The organism is Ruegeria sp. AB5 (assembly GCF_056542645.1).
In genome coordinates this window covers 25,090-47,084 of sequence record NZ_JBQGAE010000018.1, presented here as the reverse complement: position 1 = coordinate 47,084, position 21,995 = coordinate 25,090, and the positions used below count along the sequence as shown (strand labels likewise).

Genomic DNA, 21,995 nt, shown 5'->3' with positions numbered 1-21,995 from the left:
AGGGCCGGAGCAATGGCAATTCTCGACAAACATAAGATCCTCGAGACCAACGCGACCCTCCTGCTGATCTTCAGCTTTCTGGTCGTGACCATCGGTGGCATCGTGCAGATCACCCCGCTGTTCTATCTTGAGAACACCATCGAGAAGGTGGAGGGCATGCGCCCTTACACCCCTCTCGAAATGGCGGGGCGCGAGATCTACATCCGCGAAGGCTGTTATGTCTGCCACAGCCAGATGATCCGCCCGATGCGGGATGAGGTCGAACGCTACGGCCACTACTCGCTGGCGGCTGAATCGATGTATGACCACCCTTTCCAATGGGGCTCCAAACGGACCGGACCTGATCTGGCGCGTGTGGGTGGCCGTTACTCGGACGACTGGCATGTGCGCCACCTGCGCGATGCGCAATCGGTGGTGCCGGAATCGGTGATGCCAAAGTATGGCTTCCTCGAAAACCGAAAGCTCGATGGTGAGTATATCGGCGATATCATGGCTGTGAATGCCGTCGTTGGTACGCCTTACACCGACGAGATGCTGGAAAACGCCGTAGCGGATTTTCGCGCTCAGGCGGACCCGGACAGCGACTTTGACGGTCTGCTAGAGCGCTATGGTGACAAGGTCAACGTGCGCAACTTCGATGGTCAGCCGGAACTGACCGAAGCTGACGCGCTGATCGCCTATCTGCAGATGCTGGGTACGCTGGTCGACTTCTCGACCTTCACCCCAGTGGCAAGCCGATAACAGGAGGGGAAAATGGAAGAATACACACTCCTAAGGCAATTCGCGGATAGCTGGATGCTGCTTGTGCTGTTCTGCTTTTTCATTGGCATCATCATCTGGGTGTTCCGCCCCGGTGCCAGCAAAGAATACAGCGACACCGCCAACATCCCGTTCCGGCATCAAGACAAACCCGCCGAATCCGAGGAGGCGAGGAAATGAGCAAGACACCTGAAAAACAGCCGGGTGATCCAAACACAACCGGTCACACCTGGGACGGCATCGAGGAATTCGACAACCCGATGCCCCGCTGGTGGCTGTGGACCTTCTATGCGACCATTTTCTGGGGTGTGATCTATACGATCATGTATCCGGCATGGCCCCTTGTCCAATCTGCAACCGCAGGCATCACAGGCTGGTCATCGCGCGCCGAAGTTCAGCAAGATCTGGTTGCGTTTGAAGAAGCCAACGCACCCTGGAACGTCAAGCTGGTGGACACCCCGCTCGAAGATATCTCGAAGGATGCCGAACTGCAGCAATACGCGATCAACTCGGGCAGCGCCGTGTTCCGTACCTGGTGCGCACAGTGCCACGGTTCGGGTGCGCAAGGTGCTCCGGGCTTCCCGAACCTGCTGGATGACGCATGGCTTTGGGGCGGTACGATGGAGGATATCCACTACACCGTCAGCTACGGAATTCGGAATGAAGAAAGCGACGATGCGCGTTATTCCGAGATGCCGGCTTTTGGCGAGATTCTTGAACAGGACGAGATCACTCAGGTGGTCCAGTACGTGATGTCGCTGACCAATGCGCAATCCGACGACGCAGCAGCGCAGGCGGGCAAGCTTGTCTTTGAAGACAATTGCTCGGTCTGTCATGGTGAGGATGGCAAGGGGGACGTTTTCCAAGGTGCTCCGAACCTGACCGACGCCATCTGGCTGTTCGGCGGCAGCGAAGAAGCTCTGACCGAAACGGTGGTCTACAGCCGCTTTGGCGTGATGCCGAACTGGGATACCCGCCTGACCGAGGCGCAGATCCGAGCGGTATCGGCCTATGTCCATCAGTTGGGTGGCGGTCAGTAAGGCTACAAGAATACCTTCGGGCGGCTTGCTGCCCGAAGGTTCTGGCACCGGCTGTTCCATCTGTTCGCGCGTTTCCTGAACAGCCGGTGCCGAATTTTTGACAACAAGGCTGCGCTCGACGGCGGTCCAGATACGGCACTCAGCCCGGTATCAAGGATTTTTTAGATCCACATCGCGCGGGTTCTCTAACCACCAGTGATTTTCAGGCAACCAGCGCCGCTTGTGACGGTCCCGCTTTGGCGTATCGTGGATTTGAGATGTGTTGGTACGGGTCGCATTCATGAAGGATCTGGCAAAAACGGTCAGCATAGCTTTTCTCCTGTCCAGAAGTGTCTCTGCCAATAAGGATTGACCTTTCGCGCGCTGAATGCGACTCAATTGCTGTTTCTACATGTAAGTATGGATTACATATGGACTGGTTGAAGATGCCTCCGCTTGCGTCGCTGCGCGCCTTTTCAGCTTTTGCTGAAAAGGGCGGAGTGGTGCAGGCTGGTCGTGTTTTGAATGTTAGCCACGCTGCAATTAGCCAACAGTTGCGCGCACTTGAAAAGCACATGGGTGTCGCGTTGGTGCAGCGTGACGGCAAGTCCTTGTCATTGACCCCCGAGGGCGACCAACTGGCGCGCGCCCTGCAGCTTGGATTTGGGTCAATCGGCGCAACCGTTGAAGACTTGATGAGCGCGGGCGAGACCCGCCCGGTTCATGTTTCGCTAACGCCGTCTTTTGCCGCGTCATGGCTGATGCCACGTCTACCGGCGTTTCAGGCCGAATACCCGGATATCAACCTTGCCATCGACCCTTCGCCCCACCTTGTTGCGCTGACACCGGGTGGGGTGGATGTTGCGATCCGGTACGGATCCGGCGGCTGGCCGGGAGTGGAGTGCGAGATGCTTCTTGAAACGCCCTTTGTAGTGGTCGCTGCCCCCAGCCTGTTGGGCGGCAAAACATCGTGGACGCCGGAAGAGCTAAGCCAGTTGCCCTGGCTGGAAGAGTTCGGCACCACCGAGGCGTCGACCTGGCTTGCCAAACGCGGTGTGGATCACCCGCCCATGGCTGGCCGTATCTCATTGCCCGGTACGCTTTTACTGGATGGGTTGCGCGCGGGGCAGGGTGTGACGGCTACGGTGCGACATTTCGTCGAGCAGGATATCAAAGCGGGTCGTCTTGTTGAGCTTCATGCCGAGCCGGAACCCAGCGGATATCACGTTGTAACCGCAAAAACACCGCTTAGACCGGCGGTAAAGACATTTGTGACCTGGCTCAGGCGGCAGGCGGGCCGCACGCGATAAAAGATGATTGTTCGATGCGCGTTTTGACCCATGTCAATGTTTGCGGGCCTGTGATCTGGAAAAAGACAATTCCAGAGGACCCTGTTTGGAGCTAGCCAGTGAGCGATTCCGATCCCGCCCCCAGCTTATACGCCGCCCGAGAGCCGATCTTTCCAAGGCGGGTGTCAGGCCCGTTTCGAAATCTGAAATGGATTATCCTGATCGTCACGTTGGGCATTTACTATGTAACCCCGTGGATCAGATGGGATCGCGGTCCCAGCCTGCCGGATCAGGCTGTGCTGCTGGATCTGGCAAACCGTCGTTTTTACTTTTTCTGGATCGAGATCTGGCCACACGAGTTCTACTTTGTCGCAGGCCTGCTGATCATGGCTGGCCTGGGTCTGTTCCTGTTCACCTCGGCCCTGGGTCGGGTGTGGTGTGGCTATGCCTGCCCGCAAACGGTCTGGACTGATCTTTTCATTTTGGTCGAACGCTGGGTCGAAGGTGATCGGAACGCGCGTCTGCGCCTGCAGCGGCAAGAGAAAATGGACCTCCGCAAGGCGAGGTTGCGACTGACGAAATGGACGGCGTGGTTCCTGATTGGTCTGGCAACGGGCGGGGCCTGGGTGTTCTACTTCGCCGATGCGCCCACATTGCTGCGCGATCTGGTGACCGGCAATGCACATCCGGTGGCCTATACGACGATGTTGATCCTGACAGGCACAACCTTCCTGTTCGGCGGCTTCGCGCGCGAACAAATCTGCATCTATGCCTGCCCGTGGCCGCGTATTCAGGCCGCGATGATGGACGAAGACACGCTGGTCGTCGGCTATCGCGAGTGGCGCGGAGAACCGCGCGGCAAGGGCAAGCGTACGGCGGATTCTGAGCTGGGGGATTGCATCGACTGTATGGCCTGCGTGAATGTCTGCCCCGTCGGCATTGATATTCGGGATGGTCAGCAGCTGGAATGTATCACCTGCGCGTTGTGTATCGATGCCTGTGACGACATGATGGCCAAGATCGGCAAGCCCCGGGGGCTGATCGACTATATGGCGCTGAGCGATGAGAGCCGTGAGCGCGGCGGTCAACCGCCCAAGAGTGTCTGGAAGCACATTCTGCGCCCCCGCACAATCATGTATACGTCCCTGTGGTCGATTGTCGGATTTGCGCTGTTGTTTGCATTGTTTATCCGGTCCGACATCGATCTGACCGTGGCCCCGGTGCGCAATCCCACTTTCGTGACTTTGTCCGACGGAACGATTCGCAACACCTACGATGTGCGCTTGCGCAACAAACATGGGGAAGATCGCTTGTTCGCCTTGTCGCTGACCGGTGATCCGGCCATGCGGCTGGAAATCGAAGGGACGAACCTGCACACTGTGAATGTCCCTGCCGACACGGCGCAACTGGTCCGGGTTTATCTGATCGCCTCTCCGGATACGGGGCCGGCGGGTGCGGATACGACCCCGGTACGGATGTGGGTCGAAGACATCACCAGCGGCGAGCGTGCCTATAAAGACACAACCTTCAATGGACGAGGGAACTGAACATGTCTGAGCGTAAATTCACCGGAAAACACGCGTTGGCGGTGTTTGTAGGAGCCTTCACGATCATCATCGCGGTCAACTTGCTGCTGGCCTACAGCGCTGTCAAAACCTTTCCGGGCCTCGAAGTGAAAAACTCTTACGTCGCCAGTCAAGAGTTCAATGACCGGCTGCAAGCGCACCAGGCCCTGGGCTGGGAGGTGCGTGCCGAAAACACGGGCGGTCTGCTGATCCTGCACATCACCGATGCCACAGGGGCTCCGGTGCAGGTGGCAGAATTGCAGGCGGTGGTCGGTCGTGCGACCCATGTACGCGACGATTTCTCACCCGAGTTCACTTTTGACGGTATCGCCTATGCGACGCCTGCGACCCTTGGCAAAGGCAATTGGAACATTCGTCTGGTGGCACGGGATGACGCCGGGGCCGAATTCGCGCAACGCGTACCCTTGCATGTGAACGGCTAAGGCGATGACGGCGCACCTCTCCTCTGGTACTGCCGCTTGTCCAGGATGCATAGCGACCCCTGCGGAACCGGCACGACCAATCCCCAAGGATGTGCAGATCGCGCTGTCCCTGCCGGGCATCCATTGCTCGGCCTGTATCGCAAATGTCGAGCGGGAGCTGAACGCCTATCCGGGGGTCGAGGACGCGCGGGTCAATCTGACCCTGAAGCGTGCGATGATCAAGGCCGCGCCGGAAATTCGCGCCGTTGATCTGATCCCGGTGCTGGAACGCGCGGGATATGAGGCGCATGAGCTTGACGCGGGTGCCTTGTCCGCAACAAGCGCCGACAAGGCCGGGCGTGACTTGTTGATGCGTTTGGCCGTCGCCGGGTTTGCGTCGATGAACGTGATGCTGTTGTCGGTGTCGGTCTGGTCGGGGGCCGCGGACGCGACACGGGACATGTTCCATTGGATTTCGGCGGCTATAGCACTGCCTGCGATCGCCTTTTCGGCGCAGCCCTTCTTTGCCAACGCCTGGACTGCATTGCGTGTGCGGCGTTTGAACATGGATGTACCGATCGTGCTTGCAATCCTGCTGGCGCTGGCGACATCGCTTTGGGAAACCGCGCTCAGCGGCAAGCACGCCTATTTCGACGCGGCCCTGACACTTACCTTTTTCCTTCTGGCTGGTCGGTATCTGGATTATCGCACCCGTGCGGCCGCTCGTTCGGCCGCCGAAGAGCTGACGGCGCTTGAAGTGCCGCGTGCCATTCGGGTCATAGACGGGGTTGAAGACGAGATTGCCGTATCCGCCCTCAAGCTTGGCGATCTGATCCTCGTGCGACCCGGTGGGCGGATGCCGGTGGATGGCCAGATCGTCTCGGGCCAATCGGAACTCGACAGGTCCCTTCTGACGGGCGAAACCCTGCCCGTCTTTGCCGAGGCAGGACAAGTGGTTAGCGCGGGTGAGGTCAATTTAACCGGCCCGCTGACCATACGCGCGACAGCGGTGGGCGAGGACACCTCGCTGCACCGTATGGCCGATCTGGTGGCAATCGCGGAATCCGGGCGATCCCGCTACACGTCGTTGGCGGACAAGGCAGCCAAGCTTTATGCGCCCGGCGTGCACATTCTGTCGGCGCTCAGTTTCGTGGGCTGGTACGTCTATTCCGGCGATTTGCGCACGGCTTTGAACATCGCGGCGGCGGTTTTGATCATCACATGTCCCTGCGCCTTGGGGCTGGCTGTGCCTGCGGTGACGACGGCAGCGTCGGGCCGGTTGTTCCGCAAGGGGATGTTGATCAAACACGCCACCGCGTTGGAACGTCTGGCCGAGGTCGACACGGTTGTATTCGACAAGACCGGCACGCTCACCTCCGGCGCGCCTGAACTTGTCAATCTTGGCGATCATACCCGTGCCGACCTGGAAATTGCGTTGGCGCTGGCCGAGGCATCCGCGCATCCGTTATCGGTTGCTCTGGCAACGGCTGCGCGCAAAGCCGGGATCAAACCCGCTGCCCTGCGCGACATCACCGAAGCGCCCGGCTATGGCACAGAAGCGTTGTACCGAGGTCAGCGCGTCAGACTGGGCCGGGCGGCCTGGGTAGGCGGCGAACAAGGTGTCGAAACCGCGGCTTGGTTGGCTGTTGGGTCAAACGCGCCTGTTGCCTTCCACTTCACGGACACCCTGCGATCGGGCGCAGCAGAGGCTGTCGCGGCCTTTGCAAAGGCCGGAAAACAGGTGATCCTGATCTCTGGCGACTCGACGGGCGCCGTTCAGGCGTTGGCGGACAAGCTTGGTATCGCGAACTGGGTTGCCGAAGCGCTGCCGCAGGACAAGGCGCAGCGAATCCAGGACCTGCGAGATCAGGGCCATCATGTTCTGATGGTTGGCGACGGTCTGAATGACACAGCAGCACTGGCCGCAGCGCATGTGTCGATCTCTCCGGCCTCGGCCCTGGATGCCGCCCGCGTTGCGTCGGATATCGTTCTTTTGGGCACCGATCTGTCGCCTATCGCGGATGCCTGCGACACGGCCACCAAGGCCACCAAACGGATTCGCGAGAATTTCCGTATCGCCACTGTCTACAACGTGATTGCCGTCCCGCTGGCGGTGATCGGACTTGCAACACCCCTGATCGCGGCCTTGGCGATGTCGACGTCGTCCATTACCGTGTCACTTAACGCACTACGGCTGAGGTAACCGAAATGGAAGTACTCGCCTATCTGATCCCGGTTTCCCTTTTTCTTGGCGGAGTTGGCCTTGTCGCATTTGTCTACACAGTCCGCTCGAACCAATACGACGACCCCGAGGGTGACGCGCGACGCATCCTGAGCGATGAATGGGATGACAAGCCCAAGTCGTAGCCGGGTGGTGTCGTCACGGCACAGTTGATCCGAACCGCCCTTGAAATTGCCGCAATGCCCGGCTATGTCCGGCCTATCCGCTAACAGAGAGACCCCGCCACATGGCTACCACCAACCCGATCCAGTTCATTCAGCAAGTTCGAGCCGAAGTTTCCAAGGTCGTCTGGCCGACCCGGCGCGAGGTGCTGTTGACCACGGTCATGGTGTTCATCATGGCTGCTCTGACCGCTGTGTTCTTTGCTCTGGTCGATCTGGGCATTCGCGGCGGGTTGCAACTGATCCTGGGCGCATTCAGCTAACCGGCAAACGGGTCGGAAACTCCGCAGCCCCCCTTGCACAGCACGGAATCTCAGAGTAGTTCACACGGAACTATTCGGAACGGGCGTGTGGCGATTCGGGCTGCGCGCCGCTTTTTATTCCGGATGACGCGGACAGGCCGCGACAGGATTTAAATTCAGGGCGCGCCCGGAACGCGGGATGTTGCCCAAGGCAAACAAGGACGACAGGTTCATGGCGAAACGGTGGTACTCGGTCAGCGTTCTTTCGAATTTCGAAAAGAAGATCGCAGAGCAGATCCGCACGTCGGTGGCTGAACAGGGCCTTGAGGACGATATCGACGAAGTACTGGTCCCCACTGAAGAGGTGATCGAGGTACGCCGGGGCAAGAAAGTCACGACCGAGCGCCGGTTCATGCCTGGCTACGTGCTGGTGCATATGGAAATGTCGGATCAGGGCTATCACCTGATCAACTCGATCAACCGCGTTACCGGCTTTCTTGGCCCGCAGGGCCGCCCGATGCCGATGCGCGACGCCGAGGTGAACCAGATCCTGAATCGCGTTCAGGAAGGCGAAGAAGCGCCCAAGCTGATGATCAGCTTCGAAATCGGCGAGAAGGTCAAAGTCAACGACGGCCCGTTCGAGGATTTCGACGGTATGGTCGAAGGCGTGGACGACGAGAACCAGAAGCTGAAGGTCTCGGTTTCGATCTTCGGTCGCGAAACGCCGGTCGAGTTGGACTTTACGCAGGTGACCAAACAGAATTGACAGCCTAGACGCGATCCATAAGTGTCCCGGTATCTTCTATCGGGAGATCGCGATGCGTTTGATCCTGGGTGTTGGTTGTCACGGGACGGGTGCCTGCAATACGACGTCCTTAAATTCATCGCTGCGTCAACCTGAGAATGTCGCTGCTGAACCCACTGCGGTCAATACACGGTCGACGTCATTTACCTCTGAAAACAACGGTACGTCGGGTGTTGCCGATTGCGCCGTCCGGGGACCGGAATTCAACCGGTCGTTTGATACCCCGGCACGGTTGGACATTCCGGTTGATGCCTCTGGCCGGGCAATGATTTCTTCGGTCATATGCGAGTCTGGTGGAATGCAAGCGGCAGCGGACGATAATCCCGGCCTGTAAACCAAACGTGTCACCGCCAGATTCGGTGGCTCTGGACCGTGTTTCGGTACTTCCCGATTCTGTTGCGCATAATCAGAACGCCCCCACGAATATCGGCTGGATCTTTCGAGAGAGATCGAAAGTGGGGTTGATTTTTCCAGCTTTCTTGACCCGGACTCCGGTTTTGTGAAAAAATTCTTGCAACCGGTTGCAAAGAGACTCATTGTTGCGCACGAAACCTGGATTCGAGGACATGCAATGTTGAAGGTTGGATTGCTGGGCGCCGGGCGCATAGGGCAAGTGCATGCACGGGCAATTTCAGCGCATCGTGGCAGCGCGCTTGCCGCAGTGTCGGATGCAATGCCCGAGGCCGCAGCCAGCCTTGCGTCTGACTTTGGCGCAGGGGTGCGCAGTTCGGAACAGATTATCACCGACCCTGAAATTGATGCGGTGCTGATTGCGACGCCAACCAACACGCATTCGGATCTGATCGAGGCAGCCACTGCAGCGGGAAAGGCGGTTTTATGTGAAAAACCGGTGGACCTTGACTTGCAGCGTGCCATTGTGTGTCAGAAGGCAGTGGCTGACCATGGGCGCCCTGTGATGATAGGCTTCAATCGTCGGTTTGACCCCAATTTTTCGGCTATGAAGACCGCTGTTGATGCAGGTGAAATCGGTAAAACCGAGATGCTATCGATCACCTCATTCGATCCCGCTCCGCCTCCGCTCAGCTATGTCAAGGTATCTGGGGGCCTGTTTCGGGACATGATGATCCATGATTTTGATATGGCGAATTTCCTGATGGGCGAGGCTCCGGTAACGATCTCGGCGGTTGGGTCGTCGATTGTTGACCCGGAAATCGGCAAAGCTGGAGATGTCGATACAGCTGTTGTGACAATGACCTATGCCGATGGTCGCATCGCGGTCATCAAGAACTCTCGTCGTGCCGCTTATGGTTATGATCAACGGGTTGAGATGTTGGGGGCCAAGGGCCTGTTGCAAGCCGAAAACATGCTGGAAAACACGGTCGTCAAGTCGACCACCGATGGCGTTGTCAGTGCCAAACCGACCTATTTCTTCCTCGAACGCTACATGCCCGCCTTTCAGGCGGAATGGGCAGCGTTTGTCGAGGCGACAGTCGCAGGTTCGGACGTACCGGTAACGCTGGACGACGGTGTTGCCGCCCTTGCGATGGCCGAGGCCGCAACGCGATCTGCAAAGTCGGGTGTACCGGTCCAGATGGCAGAAATTTTGAAACCGGTTGCAAAATGATGCGAATCCCTCAAACTAGGCGCAGCTCCACCAAAGGCCGGAGTTGTTAAGATTCGGCGCAGCCGGACGCGCGAGGCCGAGACCTCGTCGAAAACAAAGTGTTCAAATGGGAGGAACTAAGATGAAGACATTTGTCAAAGGTATGCTGATGGCCAGCGCGGTTGCCCTGGCGGGCGCAACCGGAGCGGCAGCAGAAGGCGAGCGATACGTTCTGGTCAGCCATGCCCCGGACAGCGACAGCTGGTGGAACACCATCAAAAACGGTATTGCTCTTGCGGGCGATCAGATGGGTGTCGAGGTTGAATACCGCAACCCGCCCACGGGCGACATTGCCGATATGGCGCGGATCATCGATCAGGCAGCAGCCTCGGGTCCGAATGGGATCATCACCACATTGGCCGATTATGATGTGCTGAAAGGCCCGATCACGTCTGCCGTGGATTCCGGTATCGATGTCATCATCATGAACACCGGCACACCGGACCAGGCCCGTGAGGTCGGGGCGTTGATGTATGTCGGTCAACCCGAATATGATGCCGGTCTCGCGGCTGGTCAGCGCGCCAAGGGCGACGGTGTCACCAAGTTCCTGTGCGTGAACCATGCGATCCAACAGCCCACCGTTGGCGAACGGTGCCGCGGCTTTGCCGACGGCCTGGGTGTTGAGCTGGGCGACGCGATGCTGGACAGCGGAACAGACCCTGCGGAAATCAAGAACAAGGTTCTGGCCTATCTGTCGGCGAACCCGGACACCGATGGCATCCTGACGCTGGGCCCGGTTTCGGCAGACCCCACCGTTGCGGCGCTTAAGGAAAACGGCATGGCCGGCGACATCTATTTTGGAACCTTCGATCTGGGTGAAGAAATCGTCAAAGGCATCAAGGATGGCACCATCCAGTGGGGTATTGATCAGCAGCCCTTCCTGCAGGCTTACCTGCCGGTCGTAATCCTGACAAACTACCACCGCTATGGCGTTCTGCCGGGCAACAACATCAACTCGGGCCCCGGTTTCGTGACCGCAGACGCCCTTGAAAAAGTCGAGGAACATGCGGGCGAATACCGCTGATCCGAACCGGGTGGCGCCAAGATGCGCCACCCGCCTTTCTGACAACTGCACCTTTGAAATCGTGGAGGCACCTCATGTCCACCACCCAAGTCGCTGACGAACGCGTCAAGGAAATGTCCGCGCTGCGCCGCTGGCTGATTCGCCCGGAATTGGGCGGGATCGTTGGAACCGTCGCAGTCTTTACCTTCTTTCTTTTGTTTGCCGCAGATTCCGGCATGTTCAACGCACAAGGCGTCATGAACTGGGGTACTGTTTCCGCCCAATTCATGATCATCGCCGTTGGGGCCTGCCTGCTGATGATCGCAGGCGAGTTCGACCTGTCCGTCGGTTCGATGATCGGCTTTGCGGGCATGATGATTGCAATCTTTCTGATGATCCTGGGCTGGCCGGCCTGGATATCGATCATTGTCACATTCATCCTGTGTACCTTGATCGGCGCCTTTAACGGCTGGATCGTGATCCGTACAGGTTTGCCGAGCTTTATCGTAACGCTTGCGGCGCTGTTTGTGCTGCGTGGATTTACCATCTACTTGCCGCAAACCTTCGAAAACAAAACCATCATAGGCGGCATTCGCGACGCGGCGCAGGGGGACTGGCTGGCCCCAATCTTTGGCGGAAAAATCCTGCAGGGGCTTTTTGTCTGGATGGGCGACAACGGCATCATTGCCACCTTTGAACGCGGAACACGCGAGGGCCAGCCCGTTGTCGACGGTATTCCGATGCTGATTGTCTGGGCCATTGGTCTGATCATCTTCGGCCATGTGCTGTTGACGAAAACCAAATTCGGCAACTGGATCTATGCTGCGGGAGGAGATGCCGAGGCCGCCCGGAATTCGGGTGTGCCGGTCAACAAGGTGAAGATCCTCATGTTCATGTTCACCGCGTTCTGCGCCACGGTCTTTGCAACCTGTCAGGTCATGGAGTTCGGCTCGGCCGGGGCGGATCGTGGGCTGTTGAAAGAGTTTGAGGCCATCATCGCGGTTGTCATCGGGGGCGCGCTGCTGACGGGCGGGTATGGCTCGGTCATCGGGGCGGCGCTGGGTGCGCTGATCTTTGGGGTCGTGCAACAGGGCCTGTTCTTTGCGGGCGTCGAAAGCTCATTGTTCCGGGTCTTCCTTGGCGTGATCTTGTTGTTCGCAGTGATCCTGAACACCTATATCCGTCGCATGATCACGGGGGAGCGTTGATATGAATACGCGAACAACCCACGAACCCATCATTCAGATGAAAAACATCGAAAAACACTTTGGCAGCGTGATCGCACTGGCTGGGGTCTCGGTTGATGTCTATCCCGGCGAATGCCATTGCCTGCTGGGTGACAACGGTGCAGGCAAATCGACCTTTATCAAGACGATGTCCGGCGTTCACAAGCCCACTAAGGGCGAGATCTTCTTTGAAGGTCATCCGCTCAGCTTCGAGGATCCGCGCGACGCGATTGCGGCCGGGATTGCCACGGTGCATCAGCATCTGGCGATGATCCCTCTGATGTCGGTCAGTCGCAATTTCTTCATGGGCAACGAACCATTGCGCAAGATCGGGCCGCTGAATTTCTTCGATCATGACTACGCAAACAAAGTCACAATGGATGAGATGCGCAAGATGGGCATCAATCTGCGTGGTCCGGATCAGGCCGTTGGCACATTGTCTGGAGGAGAACGACAGACCGTGGCCATCGCGCGCGCGGTGCATTTCGGGGCCAAGGTGCTGATCCTTGATGAACCGACCTCGGCCCTTGGTGTGCGTCAGACGGCGAATGTTCTGGCAACCATCGACAGGGTGCGCAAACAAGATATTGCCGTGGTTTTCATCACCCACAACGTGCGCCATGCCATGGCGGTCGGGGATCGGTTCACCGTGTTGAACCGGGGCAAGACACTGGGCACGGCGCAGCGCGGTCAGATCACCCCGGAAGAGCTGCAGGACCTTATGGCCGGCGGTCAGGAAATGGCCCAGCTTGAAGGGTCACTGGGCGGTACGGTCTAGCATCAAACCGGGTGTCTGGCAGACGGCGGGACACCCAAAACCAAAGTGCAGAATGTTGGAGGGTGGCACCCTCTGACTGACGAGAAACGACTCGGGACGGCAGACCGCATAAGGCGGGCTCCTGTTGAAAGGGATTATCATGAGCAAGACAATCCGACTGACCGCAGCGCAGGCACTGGTGCGCTATCTGGGTGCGCAGATGAACGAGGCTGGTGAGCCCTACATCGCCGGTGTCTGGGCGATTTTTGGCCATGGCAACGTGGCAGGCCTGGGTGAGGCGCTGCATGCCGTGAAAGACAGCCTGCCCACCTATCGCGGCCACAACGAGCAGACCATGGCCCATTGCGCCATCGCCTATGCCAAACAGATGCGTCGCACTCGGGCAATGGCTGTGACCTCCTCGATCGGGCCGGGTGCGACGAACATGGTGACGGCGGCGGCATTGGCGCATGCAAACCGCTTGCCGGTTCTGCTGCTGCCTGGCGATGTCTTTGCCACTCGTGGCCCGGACCCGGTGTTGCAGCAAATCGAAAACTTCGGCGACGGGACCGTCAGCGCCAACGACTGCTTCCGCCCTGTCAGCCGCTACTACGACCGCATCTCGCGCCCCGAACATCTGCTGACCGCTTTGCCGCGCGCCTTCCGCACTATGACGGACCCGGCCGATTGCGGGCCGGTGACGTTGGCGTTCTGTCAGGATGTGCAGGCCGAGGCCTATGACTATCCCGAAAGCTTCTTTGAGCCGCGCGTCTGGTATCAACGCCGCATTCGCCCGGATGCGGGGGAACTTGCCCGCGCCGTCGCTGCGATCAAGGCAGCCAAACGCCCGGTCATCGTCGCAGGGGGCGGGGTGCATTACTCGGGCGCGACCGATGCATTGCAGAGCTTTGTCGAAACGCACAACATCCCCGTTGCCGAGACGCAGGCGGGCAAGTCTGCCCTGCCTTGGGATCACCCGCTGAACCTTGGCCCTGTCGGCGTGACGGGCGGGGAACCCGCAAATGACGTCTGTGCCGAGGCTGATCTGGTACTGGCGGTCGGTACGCGATTGCAGGATTTCACCACGGGGTCCTGGGGTCTGTTCTCGAACCCGGAGCGCGAGATGGTGTGCCTGAACACAGCCGCCTATGACGCCGAAAAGCATGGAGCGATGCCGCTGCAAACCGACGCGCGCGTTGGGCTGGAAGAACTGGGCGAGAGTTTGCAGGGCTACAGCGCCGATCCGGTTGCCGACACACTCAAGGCAGATTGGTTCGGCAAGGTGGACAAGCTGACCGACGCGCCGGGTGAGGGGAACGCTCTGCCCACGGACATGCAGGTGGTTGGCGCGGTTCAGCGGGCCTCGCACGACGATACGGTCGTGATGTGTGCTGCCGGAACCATGCCCGGCGAATTGCACAAGTTGTGGAAAGCGCCCCGGCCTGGAGCCTATCACATGGAGTACGGATTCAGCTGCATGGGGTATGAGATTGCAGGTGCGATGGGCATAAAAATGGCCCAGCCCGAGCGTGACGTGATCTGCTTTACCGGCGACGGCACCTATATGATGGCAAACTCGGAAATGGCGACGGCCGCGATGATGGGCGTGTCGTTCACCGTCGTGATAACGGACAATCGGGGATTTGGTTGCATCAATCGCTTGCAGATGGGGACCGGCGGGGCCGAGTTCAACAACCTGCTGGATCACGCGGTGCACGAGACGCCCTCAGCCATTGACTTTGCCGCCCATGCGGCGGCGATGGGGGCCACATCGGTCAAGGTCAGCTCGGTCAATGAACTGGAGGATGCGCTGGCCAAACGCGGCGACATCAAGGGGCCGTATGTGGTGGTCATCGACACGGACCCGTACCCCTCGACGGAATACGGCGGTACGTGGTGGGAAGTGGCAGTGCCCGAGGTCAGCATCCGCCCTGAAGTGAACGAAAAACGTGCGGCCTACGAAGTCGCCATCAAGGAAAGAAACACGAAATGAGCGTGAAAATCGGGATCTCTCCGATCGCGTGGCAGAACGATGACCTGCCTGACCTGACAGCGGCTTACACCATGGAGCAAGCGCTGAAAGAGTCGCGCCAGATTGGCTATACCGGCGTGGAGCGCGGCCAGCGGATGCCCAGCGATACGGAAGGTCTGCGCGCCTACCTTGAAGGCAATGATATCGCGTTGTGCGGTGGCTGGTGTTCCGGCGCGTCGCTGGTCAATGACGTCGCGACGGAACGGGACGCCGTCCGCGAACAGGTTGAGCAGTTTATTGCTCTCGATAGCCCGTGCATCGTCTATGCCGAGTGTTCGAATACCGTGCAGGGGCAGATTGGCACCCCGGTCAATGATCGCCCCAAACTGTCCAAAGACGAGATTCTGGCCTATGCGGCCAAAATCACCGAACTGGCGAAGTGGATGGCCGACCAGGGCATGCCGATGGCCTATCATCATCACATGGGCACGATCATCGAAAGCGAGGATGACGTGAACTGGCTGATGGAGGGTTCGGGCCCCGAAGTGGGCCTTTGTTTCGACACTGGCCATCTTCTGTTTGGCGGTGGCGACGTGATGGCGACCCTGAATCGCTGGGGGGATCGGGTACGTCACGTGCATTTCAAGGATATCCGCCCCGCTGTGGTACAGGATGTACGGGAAAACAACCGCAGCTTTCTGGATGCGGTGATTGCAGGGGCGTTCACGGTTCCCGGCGATGGCTGCATCGACTTTCAGTCGGTCGCGAATGCGCTGACGGCAATGAACTACAACGGCTGGATCGTCGTTGAAGCCGAACAGGACCCGGCCAAGGCGCCGCCCTACGAATACTCTAAGCTGGGTTACGATCACATTCTCGATGTGTGCGGAAAAGCAGGGCTGGAGATCGCGGCGTAATACTCAGCCCACGGGGCAACACCAAAAGCCATGAGAAAGGAGCATATCATGGTGAACCAAGACCTCGGACCTGTTGGCTATTTCGATCGGGACTCCTGTGATCTGGATGAATTCAAGGTGTTGACCTCTCAGGCCCTTTCGACCGACGCCGTGCCCCATGCCCAGTGGGTTGAAAAGAACGTGCCGGTTTATGACATGCAGGCACTGCGCCCCGTGTTGGAACAGCCTGACATGCGTCGGGCGTTGCTGGCCGAATGGGGCAGGGTGCTGGACAAATCCGCCGGGGTGATCGCTCTGAGAGGGGCCTATTCGGATACTTCGGTCATAGATCGGGCCACGGACGTGTTTCGCCAGATCATCGACGAAGAACGTCAGAGTGGTGCCGGTGAAGGCGATCACTTTGCCGCGTCGGGTGCCAATGACCGGGTCTGGAACGCCTTGCAAAAGCACTGCATGCGCGACCCTGAAGGGTTTGCACTGTATTTCGGAAACACATCCATTGCCGCGGCCTGCGAGGCATGGCTTGGACCGAACTATCAAGTGACTGCGCAAGTCAATCAGGTACGCCCCGGTGCCAAGGCACAACAGGCGCATCGGGACTATCACCTTGGGTTTCAAAGCGTGGACAGTGCAGCCCGATATCCGGCCCATGCGCATTTTGTGACCGCCACGCTGACCCTGCAGGGGGCAATTGCGCATTGCGACATGCCGGTGGAAAGCGGCCCGACCAAGCTGTTGCCGTTTTCTCAGCTATATCCACCGGGGTATTTGGCATTCCACGATGCCGCTCACAGGGCGCATTTTGAGGACACCCATATCCAGTTGCCGCTGAAGAAGGGCGATGCGGTGTTCTTCAACCCCGCCCTGTTCCATGCGGCAGGTGAAAACTACAGCTCGGACATTCAACGGATGGCGAATCTGTTGCAGGTCTCCTCGGCCTTCGGGCGTGCGATGGAGGCTGTGGATCGTCAGGCAATGTCAGTGGCCGCGTTCCCGTCACTTGTCGCTTTGACGCGACGCGGGGTGTTGGACGGGGCTGAGTTGGAGGCGGCGATTGCGGCCACGGCAGAGGGCTATCCGTTCCCGACCAATCTGGACACCGACCCTCCGGTCGGGGGCAATGCGCCAGACAGTCAGGCGGATATTCTGCGCCGTGCGGTCACGGAAGGCTGGACCGAGACGCAACTGGCCGAGGCACTCTCGGCTCTGCATGCACGACAGGCTGCCTGACACAAGAAGCGGGCGGTCGATGGGACTGCCTTCCAAGGAGACAAATATGGCAGATCTGCTAAAGAAGCCCTTTGGCTCGCGCGGCAAGGTTCACGATATCACCCCGGCCGGGGCCGGGTGGAGGTATGTCGGATTCGGCCTGTATCACTTGCGCGCGGGTGATCGCGCTGCCGAGTTGACCGGGGATCGTGAGGTCATTCTGGTGATGGTCGAGGGCAAGGCACAGATCACCGGGGCGGGTCAGGATTGGGGCATTCTGGGTGATCGGATGGACGTGTTCGAGAAAACTCCGCCGCATTGCCTGTACCTGCCCAACGGAACCGAATGGGAAGCCGTAGCAGAAACAGATTGCGTCATTGCCGTTTGTTCGGCCCCGGGCACTGGCGGGCACGCGGCACGGCGTATAGGACCAGATGGCATTGTCCTGACCGAGCGCGGCAAAGGGGTAAACACGCGTTACATCAACAACATCGCTATGGAGGCCGAGGACTACGCCGACAGTCTGCTGGTGACCGAGGTATTCACGCCCAATGGTCACTGGTCCTCATACCCCAGCCACCGCCACGATGAAGATGACTACCCCCGCATCACCTATCTGGAAGAGATCTATTATCACCGTCTCAACCCCGCCAACGGGTTTGGGATTCAACGCGTCTACACCGATGACGGCCAGTTGGATGAGACGATGGCAGTCTCCGACGGCGATGTCGTGACCGTCCCACGCGGTCATCACCCTTGCGGGGCGCCCTATGGGTTCGAGATGTATTACCTGAACGTGATGGCCGGGCCTTTGCGGAAATGGCGCTTTGTTGCAGCCCCCGAGGTCGAGTGGATCATGGAGCGGGACGCGTAACGCCCGCTCTGTTTCAGGTCCCGTTACCCCTGACCTTGCGAAGGCGCACCAAATGCGCGCAGGACCACACGCGCGGCGGCTTCAACCGGGTCGTGGGTCTCTTTCAGAATGGAAACGCGATCGAACCTGTCCGGGTCGCGGTTGACGGCCTCGCGCAGGGCAGCGCCAAACGCCATACGCAGTTCGGTCCCGATGTTGAACTTGCAGATCGAGGTTTGACGGGCGAGTCGTATTCGCTGTTCGACCGGCACGCCTGACCCACCGTGTATGACCAACGGTATGTCGGTCATCGCATCGATCCGGTTGATGCGGTCTTCATCCAGACCACCCTCCTTGTTTTGCTGCAAATGGACATTGCCGACCGAAATTGCCATCGCATCCACGCCGCTGTCACGGGCAAACCTGGCGGCTTCATCGGGGACTGTTCCGTTCGAGCCCTCGCCGCCGGAATACCCAACGAAGCCGATCTCACCTTCGCAGGATATGCCAGCGGTGTGGGCCATTTCGGCAATGGCAGCGGTTTCATCAATGTTCTGTTGCAAAGGCTTGCGCGACCCATCAAACATCAGCGATGTAAAACCACTGTCCAGGGCGATCCTGCACTCTTCAAAGGTATACCCGTGGTCCAGATGGGCGACCACCGGGACCGAGGCATTCTCGGCCAGATGCCGGAACATTTTACCCAGAACAGGCAGCGGCGTATGCTCACGACAGCTGGGGCCGGCCTGTAGAATGACGGGGACGTTTTCGGCCTCGGCTGCGGCTACATAAGCGCGCATGTCTTCCCACCCGAGGGTCACAAGGCCACCTACCGCATAGCCTTGATCATAGGCCGGTTGCAGAACGTCTTTCAGTGTGACGAGGGTCATTTGAACTTGGCGATCATGTCTTTGATGCCCGGGATCGTTTCGACCTGATAGGCGTGTGTCGGTTGGAAATACTGCACCAGCGAGCGTTGGCTGAGACCGCCAAGGATGGTGAAATAATACATCTCATACCCTGGCAACACACAACACGGATGGTAGCCTTTGTCGATGCAGATCGTCGAACCATCAACGATGTGGTAGGCATCGCCCGGTTCATTGTCCTCGCGCTGCAGCATCTGCAGGCCCGAACCCCAGTTGGGTTTGAAGCGGAAGTTATAGGTCTCGTCATGGCGTGTTTCATCTGGCAAGCGGTTGGTATCATGCTTGTGACTGGGGAAGCCCGACCAGCCGCCCTGACCGACAGTGAACAATTCGCTGACCAACAGGCGACCGACTTTGTCGTGCTGTTTCTGACCTAGGATGTGCTTGATCTTGCGATGCGTTTTCGTGTCGTCGCTACCGTATTGCACAAGGTCATGGGTGCGGACGTCAAAAGGATCCAGCACTTTGTCGTATCTGGCCCCGGCGATGAACACTTCGGTTTGGTCCGACACGCAGACCATCTGTGTTTTGGCACCAACCGGCACGTAAACGCCCTCGGGCTCACCATCCCAGACATCCTCACCTCGGTTGCCAAGTCTGGCGAAGGGCACGCCTTCGACGTCGACATCCACGCTGCCGGTTGCGGGGACGATGCAGGTCTCATAGCCCGGCACCTGATACTCGAAGGCCTCACCCTTCTTCAGTTTGACGATATTGAAATAGTTCAGCGGAACCAACGAGTCGTCGGCATCGACGATAGGTTTGTTCTGATTGTCATATGGCGCGATATGCATGGGGGTCTCCTATGTGGTCGGGCCGGGATGATCAGCCAAAAACGCATCCAGTTCCGGGGTCGTTGGCATGGCGGGCGCGCATCCGGGCTTCGAGACGACGATCGACGCACAGGCCGAGCCACGCATGACGGCGTCTTCCAGCGTAAAACCTGCCGCGATTGAGGCGAGAAGCCCAGCCATAAAACTGTCCCCTGCGCCTACGGGTTTGATTGCATTGACCGGGTAGATGCCGGTTGTGATCTCTTGCCCGTCTGCCAGAGTCACGGCGCCTTTTTCGCCCATCTTGTAGATGACAACCCGGCCCGGTTTCTTCGCCAGCTCTCGGGCTTTTTCGAACCCCTTTTTGATGTCGCCGGCCATGAAGCCGAACTCTTCATCATTGCCGACGATCAGGTCGCTGGCCTCTCCGGCGCGGGACAGCACATCCGCGGCCACCTGTGGGGACGGCCAGCTATAGGGGCGATAGTCGATGTCAAAGATCACGGGCAGCCCCGCCTTCTGCGCATTCTCCAAGGCCCGGAAAGTAGCGCTGCGAGACGGCTCCGAGGCAAAAACGGTTCCGGCTGACAGGACGGCTGTGAAATCCTCATAGCTGACCCGGTCGACATCATCTTGGGTGACCTGAAAGTCGACGGCGCCGTTGCGATAGATGACGTTCTGGAAATTCTCGGTTCGGCTTTCATAGAGCGCAAGCGAGGTGCGAAACTCGCCCCCCAGAATACGGACATAACGAGCGTCAACGCCATACTCAGCCAACCGGTTCAGACAAAACCGGCCGACGGCATCGTCCGAGACCGAGGTGATCAGCGCTGCCTGGCTGCCCAGTTTAACCAAGCCCGCGCAGATATTGGCCGACGACCCACCCAGGTCAGCATGGAACGTCCCGGCCTCTTCGCTTTTGACCCCGATGGGGTCGGCAAACAGGTCCATGCCGGCACGTCCGAAAACAGCAAAACGGTTTCCTTTGATGCCGTCTAGCAAAGCGCTCACGTCATGTTCCTCCGGCAATCTGGGGTTGGCAAAGATGGACCTTGCGTTGAATCGCTTCACACGATACTGATTTTGCAACCGGTTGCAAATAGTATGTTCGGAGCCGTGACGGATGCCAGAAATCGGAATTGGAATCGTGGGTGGCGGCTATATGGGCAAGGCGCATTCCGTCGCCATGTCCGCCGTTGGGGCCGTGTTCAACACAGCCCTCAGACCTCGGCTTGAGGTAATCTGCGCGTCAAGCCCTGATAGCGCAGAACGCTATCGCGTGGCTTATGGATTTCACCGCGCGACCGCAGACTGGCAGGCGCTGGTCGATGATCCAAAGGTCGAGGCTGTGGTTATTGCCTCTCCGCAGGAAACCCACCGCCAGATTGCCGAGGCGGCTTTTGCGCTGGGCAAGCCAGTACTGTGCGAAAAACCACTGGGCGCATCGATTGAGGACAGTCAGACGTTGGTGAACGCGGCTGACCGTGCGGGCGTCGTCAATATGGTTGGCTTCAATTACATCAGAACTCCGGCCAGCCAATACGCACGCCAATTGATTTCAGATGGCGAGATTGGCGATGTCACGTGGTTTCGCGGAGAGCATACCGAGGATTTTTACGCTGATCCCTCGGCCCCCGCCACTTGGCGCACAACCGGTATGTCAAACGGGACGATCGGCGATCTGGCCCCGCACATGGTGAACGGTGCGCTGGCTTTGATAGGCCCGATTGCACAGGTCATGGCGGATGTGGAAACCGTGCATCGCTTGCGGCCCGGCGGTGAGGTGACAAATGACGACCATGCGCAGATGATGTGCCGGTTTGAAAACGGTGTTATGGGAAACCTCTATTTCAGTCGCGTCGCGACGGGCCGCAAGATGGGGTACGCCTATGAAATTTCGGGCACAAAGGGCGCAATCCGGTTTGATCAGGAAGATCAGAATGCGCTGTGGCTCTATCGGCGCGAAGGCCCCGAGGCGCAGCGTGGCTTTACCAAGATCCTGACCGGTCCGGCGCATCCGGATTATGAACCCTTCTGTCTGGGTCCCGGCCACGGCACCGGCTATCAGGACCAGATTATCATCGAGGCCAAGGATTTCCTTCAAGCGATCCATACCGGTAAGGCGATTTGGCCAACCTTCCGTGACGGGCATGAGGTCAACCGGGTGCTGGCTGCAGCGCTGGCCTCTTCGGACCAGCGGCAATGGAAAGACATCAGCGATTTCTGAT

General features: G+C 58.8%; 24 protein-coding genes. 20 read left to right on the top strand and 4 right to left on the bottom strand.

All coding sequences use genetic code 11. The features are described from left to right. Nucleotides 1-12 precede the first annotated feature (12 nt). From ccoO to ccoP, 3 genes are read left to right on the top strand one after another with little or no spacing between them, the layout of a single operon-like run. Nucleotides 13-741, top strand: coding sequence for a cytochrome-c oxidase, cbb3-type subunit II (gene ccoO, locus ACR0L4_RS20930; protein WP_170751617.1), 729 nt, complete (start codon nt 13-15; stop codon nt 739-741). A gap of 12 nt (nt 742-753) precedes the next feature. Next, entirely contained in the window at nt 754-939 is a 186-nt protein-coding gene (locus ACR0L4_RS20925; protein ID WP_170751619.1) for a cbb3-type cytochrome c oxidase subunit 3, read from the top strand. Next, entirely contained in the window at nt 936-1,799 is an 864-nt protein-coding gene (ccoP, locus tag ACR0L4_RS20920) for a cytochrome-c oxidase, cbb3-type subunit III (RefSeq protein ID WP_480514916.1), read from the top strand. Before ACR0L4_RS20925 ends, ccoP begins: the two co-directional genes overlap by 4 nt. A 150-nt stretch (nt 1,800-1,949) precedes the next feature. Here ccoP and ACR0L4_RS20915 read toward each other — a convergent pair whose 3' ends face one another. Continuing rightward, nucleotides 1,950-2,108, bottom strand: a complete 159-nt coding sequence (locus ACR0L4_RS20915) for a hypothetical protein (RefSeq protein ID WP_480514915.1) — start codon at nt 2,106-2,108, stop codon at nt 1,950-1,952. Between the two features lie 101 nt (nt 2,109-2,209). Here ACR0L4_RS20915 and ACR0L4_RS20910 point away from each other — a divergent pair, with 101 nt between their 5' ends. The 16 genes from ACR0L4_RS20910 (at nt 2,210) to iolB (ending at nt 18,086) form a co-directional block, all read left to right on the top strand. Next, nucleotides 2,210-3,088, top strand: a complete 879-nt coding sequence (locus ACR0L4_RS20910) for a LysR family transcriptional regulator (RefSeq protein ID WP_480514914.1) — start codon at nt 2,210-2,212, stop codon at nt 3,086-3,088. 98 nt (nt 3,089-3,186) lie between these two features. After that, nucleotides 3,187-4,614: a cytochrome c oxidase accessory protein CcoG gene (gene ccoG / locus ACR0L4_RS20905; protein ID WP_170751627.1), complete on the top strand. Its 1,428-nt coding sequence runs from the start codon at nt 3,187-3,189 to the stop codon at nt 4,612-4,614. A gap of 2 nt (nt 4,615-4,616) precedes the next feature. Continuing rightward, nucleotides 4,617-5,075: a FixH family protein gene (locus ACR0L4_RS20900; protein ID WP_480514913.1), complete on the top strand. Its 459-nt coding sequence runs from the start codon at nt 4,617-4,619 to the stop codon at nt 5,073-5,075. Between the two features lie 4 nt (nt 5,076-5,079). Further along, nucleotides 5,080-7,257, top strand: coding sequence for a heavy metal translocating P-type ATPase (locus tag ACR0L4_RS20895; protein WP_480514912.1), 2,178 nt, complete (start codon nt 5,080-5,082; stop codon nt 7,255-7,257). 5 nt (nt 7,258-7,262) lie between these two features. Beyond that, on the top strand, nt 7,263-7,421 hold the full coding sequence (gene ccoS / locus ACR0L4_RS20890; RefSeq protein WP_170751633.1) for a cbb3-type cytochrome oxidase assembly protein CcoS: 159 nt from the start codon (nt 7,263-7,265) through the stop codon (nt 7,419-7,421). Between the two features lie 101 nt (nt 7,422-7,522). After that, the gene (gene secE / locus ACR0L4_RS20885; protein ID WP_050605011.1) at nt 7,523-7,720 is read left to right on the top strand and encodes a preprotein translocase subunit SecE; all 198 of its coding nucleotides are present in this window, start codon (nt 7,523-7,525) and stop codon (nt 7,718-7,720) included. A 211-nt stretch (nt 7,721-7,931) separates the two neighbouring features. Further along, complete coding sequence (gene nusG / locus ACR0L4_RS20880) at nt 7,932-8,465, top strand: transcription termination/antitermination protein NusG (protein WP_170751635.1); 534 nt, start codon at nt 7,932-7,934, stop codon at nt 8,463-8,465. A gap of 52 nt (nt 8,466-8,517) precedes the next feature. Beyond that, complete coding sequence (locus tag ACR0L4_RS20875; protein WP_480514911.1) at nt 8,518-8,838, top strand: hypothetical protein; 321 nt, start codon at nt 8,518-8,520, stop codon at nt 8,836-8,838. A gap of 237 nt (nt 8,839-9,075) precedes the next feature. Further along, nucleotides 9,076-10,089: an inositol 2-dehydrogenase gene (iolG, locus tag ACR0L4_RS20870; RefSeq protein ID WP_480514910.1), complete on the top strand. Its 1,014-nt coding sequence runs from the start codon at nt 9,076-9,078 to the stop codon at nt 10,087-10,089. Nucleotides 10,090-10,210: 121 nt separating this feature from the next. Further along, nucleotides 10,211-11,152 carry a sugar ABC transporter substrate-binding protein gene (locus tag ACR0L4_RS20865; protein WP_170751642.1) on the top strand — a complete coding sequence of 314 codons (942 nt, stop codon included), beginning with the start codon at nt 10,211-10,213 and terminating at the stop codon, nt 11,150-11,152. 74 nt (nt 11,153-11,226) lie between these two features. After that, the gene (locus tag ACR0L4_RS20860; RefSeq protein WP_170751643.1) at nt 11,227-12,339 is read left to right on the top strand and encodes an ABC transporter permease; all 1,113 of its coding nucleotides are present in this window, start codon (nt 11,227-11,229) and stop codon (nt 12,337-12,339) included. A gap of 1 nt (nt 12,340) precedes the next feature. Beyond that, nucleotides 12,341-13,135 carry an ATP-binding cassette domain-containing protein gene (locus ACR0L4_RS20855; RefSeq protein ID WP_170751645.1) on the top strand — a complete coding sequence of 265 codons (795 nt, stop codon included), beginning with the start codon at nt 12,341-12,343 and terminating at the stop codon, nt 13,133-13,135. A 139-nt stretch (nt 13,136-13,274) separates the two neighbouring features. Further along, on the top strand, nt 13,275-15,107 hold the full coding sequence (gene iolD, locus ACR0L4_RS20850; RefSeq protein ID WP_480514909.1) for a 3D-(3,5/4)-trihydroxycyclohexane-1,2-dione acylhydrolase (decyclizing): 1,833 nt from the start codon (nt 13,275-13,277) through the stop codon (nt 15,105-15,107). Continuing rightward, entirely contained in the window at nt 15,104-16,003 is a 900-nt protein-coding gene (iolE, locus tag ACR0L4_RS20845; RefSeq protein WP_480514908.1) for a myo-inosose-2 dehydratase, read from the top strand. Before iolD ends, iolE begins: the two co-directional genes overlap by 4 nt. Before the next feature lie 48 nt (nt 16,004-16,051). After that, nucleotides 16,052-17,233 (top strand): phytanoyl-CoA dioxygenase family protein, encoded by a 1,182-nt coding sequence (locus ACR0L4_RS20840; RefSeq protein WP_480514907.1) that lies wholly within the window; start codon nt 16,052-16,054, stop codon nt 17,231-17,233. Nucleotides 17,234-17,279: 46 nt separating this feature from the next. Continuing rightward, nucleotides 17,280-18,086 (top strand): 5-deoxy-glucuronate isomerase, encoded by an 807-nt coding sequence (iolB, locus tag ACR0L4_RS20835; RefSeq protein ID WP_480514906.1) that lies wholly within the window; start codon nt 17,280-17,282, stop codon nt 18,084-18,086. A 23-nt stretch (nt 18,087-18,109) separates the two neighbouring features. On the opposite strand, the gene ACR0L4_RS20830 is transcribed toward iolB, so the two are convergent. The 3 genes from ACR0L4_RS20830 to iolC are packed head-to-tail and all read right to left on the bottom strand — an operon-like array spanning nt 18,110 to nt 20,778. After that, the gene (locus tag ACR0L4_RS20830; protein WP_480514905.1) at nt 18,110-18,955 is read right to left on the bottom strand and encodes a class II fructose-bisphosphate aldolase; all 846 of its coding nucleotides are present in this window, start codon (nt 18,953-18,955) and stop codon (nt 18,110-18,112) included. After that, nucleotides 18,952-19,788: a 5-deoxy-glucuronate isomerase gene (locus ACR0L4_RS20825; RefSeq protein WP_480514904.1), complete on the bottom strand. Its 837-nt coding sequence runs from the start codon at nt 19,786-19,788 to the stop codon at nt 18,952-18,954. Before ACR0L4_RS20825 ends, ACR0L4_RS20830 begins: the two co-directional genes overlap by 4 nt. A gap of 9 nt (nt 19,789-19,797) precedes the next feature. After that, nucleotides 19,798-20,778: a 5-dehydro-2-deoxygluconokinase gene (gene iolC / locus ACR0L4_RS20820; protein WP_480514903.1), complete on the bottom strand. Its 981-nt coding sequence runs from the start codon at nt 20,776-20,778 to the stop codon at nt 19,798-19,800. 112 nt (nt 20,779-20,890) lie between these two features. Between iolC and ACR0L4_RS20815 the strand changes: the two genes are divergently transcribed. Continuing rightward, the gene (locus ACR0L4_RS20815) at nt 20,891-21,994 is read left to right on the top strand and encodes a Gfo/Idh/MocA family protein (RefSeq protein ID WP_480514902.1); all 1,104 of its coding nucleotides are present in this window, start codon (nt 20,891-20,893) and stop codon (nt 21,992-21,994) included. The last annotated feature ends 1 nt before the right edge of the window (nt 21,995 follow it).

Bases quoted from the DNA above. Each gene is read 5' to 3' on its own strand.
- ccoO (WP_170751617.1), top strand. From the start codon at position 13: ATGGCAATTCTCGACAAACATAAGATCCTCGAGACCAACGCGACCCTC.
- ACR0L4_RS20925 (WP_170751619.1), top strand. From the start codon at position 754: ATGGAAGAATACACACTCCTAAGGCAATTCGCGGATAGCTGGATGCTG.
- ccoP (WP_480514916.1), top strand. From the start codon at position 936: ATGAGCAAGACACCTGAAAAACAGCCGGGTGATCCAAACACAACCGGT.
- ACR0L4_RS20915 (WP_480514915.1), bottom strand. From the start codon at position 2,108: ATGCTGACCGTTTTTGCCAGATCCTTCATGAATGCGACCCGTACCAAC.
- ACR0L4_RS20910 (WP_480514914.1), top strand. From the start codon at position 2,210: ATGGACTGGTTGAAGATGCCTCCGCTTGCGTCGCTGCGCGCCTTTTCA.
- ACR0L4_RS20900 (WP_480514913.1), top strand. From the start codon at position 4,617: ATGTCTGAGCGTAAATTCACCGGAAAACACGCGTTGGCGGTGTTTGTA.
- ACR0L4_RS20895 (WP_480514912.1), top strand. From the start codon at position 5,080: ATGACGGCGCACCTCTCCTCTGGTACTGCCGCTTGTCCAGGATGCATA.
- ccoS (WP_170751633.1), top strand. From the start codon at position 7,263: ATGGAAGTACTCGCCTATCTGATCCCGGTTTCCCTTTTTCTTGGCGGA.
- secE (WP_050605011.1), top strand. From the start codon at position 7,523: ATGGCTACCACCAACCCGATCCAGTTCATTCAGCAAGTTCGAGCCGAA.
- nusG (WP_170751635.1), top strand. From the start codon at position 7,932: ATGGCGAAACGGTGGTACTCGGTCAGCGTTCTTTCGAATTTCGAAAAG.
- ACR0L4_RS20875 (WP_480514911.1), top strand. From the start codon at position 8,518: ATGCGTTTGATCCTGGGTGTTGGTTGTCACGGGACGGGTGCCTGCAAT.
- iolG (WP_480514910.1), top strand. From the start codon at position 9,076: ATGTTGAAGGTTGGATTGCTGGGCGCCGGGCGCATAGGGCAAGTGCAT.
- ACR0L4_RS20865 (WP_170751642.1), top strand. From the start codon at position 10,211: ATGAAGACATTTGTCAAAGGTATGCTGATGGCCAGCGCGGTTGCCCTG.
- ACR0L4_RS20860 (WP_170751643.1), top strand. From the start codon at position 11,227: ATGTCCACCACCCAAGTCGCTGACGAACGCGTCAAGGAAATGTCCGCG.
- ACR0L4_RS20855 (WP_170751645.1), top strand. From the start codon at position 12,341: ATGAATACGCGAACAACCCACGAACCCATCATTCAGATGAAAAACATC.
- iolD (WP_480514909.1), top strand. From the start codon at position 13,275: ATGAGCAAGACAATCCGACTGACCGCAGCGCAGGCACTGGTGCGCTAT.
- iolE (WP_480514908.1), top strand. From the start codon at position 15,104: ATGAGCGTGAAAATCGGGATCTCTCCGATCGCGTGGCAGAACGATGAC.
- ACR0L4_RS20840 (WP_480514907.1), top strand. From the start codon at position 16,052: ATGGTGAACCAAGACCTCGGACCTGTTGGCTATTTCGATCGGGACTCC.
- iolB (WP_480514906.1), top strand. From the start codon at position 17,280: ATGGCAGATCTGCTAAAGAAGCCCTTTGGCTCGCGCGGCAAGGTTCAC.
- ACR0L4_RS20830 (WP_480514905.1), bottom strand. From the start codon at position 18,955: ATGACCCTCGTCACACTGAAAGACGTTCTGCAACCGGCCTATGATCAA.
- ACR0L4_RS20825 (WP_480514904.1), bottom strand. From the start codon at position 19,788: ATGCATATCGCGCCATATGACAATCAGAACAAACCTATCGTCGATGCC.
- ACR0L4_RS20815 (WP_480514902.1), top strand. From the start codon at position 20,891: ATGCCAGAAATCGGAATTGGAATCGTGGGTGGCGGCTATATGGGCAAG.